The sequence below is a fragment of the Variovorax sp. P4_D9 genome, assembly GCF_056401695.1.
Window position 1 is genome coordinate 1 of record NZ_JBFUIU010001208.1, and the last position, 2,073, is coordinate 2,073.

Annotated in this window: 2 protein-coding genes and 1 pseudogene; all 3 read left to right on the forward strand. The window is 63.8% G+C overall.

Going from position 1 to position 2,073, the window contains the following annotated elements:
* Window positions 1-250: pseudogene (locus AC1DY5_RS53060) on the forward strand (4-hydroxy-2-oxovalerate aldolase); the annotation flags it as partial.
* 10 nt (window positions 251-260) lie between these two features.
* Window positions 261-1,049 carry a 2-oxo-3-hexenedioate decarboxylase gene (gene dmpH / locus AC1DY5_RS53065; RefSeq protein WP_478122255.1) on the forward strand — a complete coding sequence of 263 codons (789 nt, stop codon included), beginning with the start codon at window positions 261-263 and terminating at the stop codon, window positions 1,047-1,049.
* Between the two features lie 10 nt (window positions 1,050-1,059).
* Window positions 1,060-1,251: a 2-hydroxymuconate tautomerase gene (locus tag AC1DY5_RS53070; protein WP_478122256.1), complete on the forward strand. Its 192-nt coding sequence runs from the start codon at window positions 1,060-1,062 to the stop codon at window positions 1,249-1,251.
* The last annotated feature ends 822 nt before the right edge of the window (window positions 1,252-2,073 follow it).

Here is a 2,073-nt window from a genome sequence, read left to right on the forward strand (position 1 = left end):
CGTGCCCGTGCCGATCATGGACTTCCCGATCCGCATCGACCGCGACGCGCTGACGCTGGGCTATGCGGGCGTCTACGGCAGCTTCCTGCTCTTTGCCAAGCGCGCCGAGAAGAAATACGGCGTGCCGGCACGCGACCTGCTGGTCGAGCTGGGCCGACGCGGCATGGTCGGCGGGCAGGAAGACATGATCGAAGACACCGCGCTCACGATGGCCCGGGCGCGCCGACTGAACCTGGCCGAGGCGGCCTGAGGAGAACACCATGGCACTCGACAAAGTCACCATCGCCGGCCTGGCCGAACACCTCGAGACCTGCGAGCTGCAGGCCCGCGGCACGCTGAAGATCACCGACGAACACCCCGGCATGGATTGGGACGACGCGTATGCGATCCAGGACGAGATCCTGCGCCGCAAGCTGGCACGCGGCGCGCGCGTCGTCGGCCTGAAGGCGGGCCTGACCTCGCATGCCAAGATGAAGCAAATGGGCGTGGATACGCCGGTGTTCGGTTTCCTCGTTGACGGCTTCTGTGTGCCGGAGGGCGGCGAGGTCAAGCGCAGCGAGCTGATCCACCCCAAGGTCGAACCCGAGATCTGCTTCGTACTCAAGCACGCGCTCAAGGGCCCGGGCTGCCACATCGGCTCGGTGCTCGGGGCAACCGACTTCGTGCTTCCCGGCATCGAGGTGATTGACAGCCGCTACCGCGACTTCAAGTTCGACCTGAAAAGCGTCGTGGCCGACAACACCTCGGCCGCGCGCTTCGTCGTCGGCGGGCAGGCCCAGCGGGTCGACCGGCTGGATCTGCGCACGCTCGGCGTGGTGATGGAAAAGAACGGCGAAGTCGTCGCCATCGGCGCCGGTGCAGCGGTGCTCGGGCACCCGGCCACGGCCGTCGCGATGCTCGCCAACCATCTGGGCCAGCGCGGCCGCGAGATCCCGGCCGGCACCATGATCATGTCCGGTGGCGTCACCGAAGCGGTGGTGGTGGAGGCCGGCGACCACGTGAGCCTGCGCGTGCAAGGTCTGGGCAGCGTCTCGCTGCGTTTCGCCTGAGGAGGCCGCGATGCCATTTGCACAGATCTACATGATCGAAGGCCGTACCGACGACCAGAAGAGGGCCGTCATCGAAAAGGTCACCCAGGCGCTGCAGGACGCCGTCGGCGCGCCCAAGGAAAACATCCGCGTCTGGATCCACGACGTGCCCAAGCAGAACTGGGGCATTGCGGGGGTCAGCGCGATAGACCTGGGGCGCTGAAGTGCTGATTATTTAGTCAGTCCAGAAAGAGGAAAGCCCCTGCAAGTCGTTGACTCACAAGGGCTTTTATCTGGCGGAGTGGACGGGACTCGAACCCGCGACCCCCGGCGTGACAGGCCGGGCCGAGAATCGAGCATCCATGCGGGTTACAGCCCGTTGGCATATTCCAAAGTCGGCGAAAAAACGCTCTGCCTTCCCTCTGGCGCGTAAACGCTCATTCCAAAGAAAGTTGGGGTGAGCACCCGGACGACGCCGCTCTAATTGAGCAAACCATCGCGGACATCGAGCGTTTCTTCTAGCCCGGGGCCTAACGCCGGGGTTCTTGCCGAGCGTGCGGACCGTAACTAAACGTTAGGGTGGGGCATCCCGTATCGGATCGGCTCTTTCGATCTGCTTAAGGTCATTGCCCGAAACCTGAGGCATATAAGGAGCGAGATGAGGGCTATTCTTTTGGCAATGGCGGCTTCGTTACCGCTTCTTTTCGCTTGCCAGCCGCAAGGCGAATCGGCCGGATCCTCGGCTGCCATCCCCGTCGAGACACCGGCCGACCGGGTCGCCAGACTCAAGGCAGAAGCCGAAAAAGAGCAGGAGGTGGCTACAGCGGATTGCAAGGCGAACGTAGCGTAAGCGTCTCGCCGCGGCACCTTGATTGCGACGGATCGTTTTAGGATGCTCGTGTCCACTACGTTTTTGGTGGACACGTGCACACTATTTCCAACGAAGCCAGCGCTGGCCGTCGACGCCGGCGCACACATAGCGCCGAGTTCAAGGCGCAGGTCGTGGCGGCATGCAGCTCGCCTGGCGTATCGATCGCTGCGGTGT

Bases quoted from the DNA above. Each gene is read 5' to 3' on its own strand.
- AC1DY5_RS53070 (WP_478122256.1), top strand. From the start codon at position 1,060: ATGCCATTTGCACAGATCTACATGATCGAAGGCCGTACCGACGACCAG.
- dmpH (WP_478122255.1), top strand. From the start codon at position 261: ATGGCACTCGACAAAGTCACCATCGCCGGCCTGGCCGAACACCTCGAG.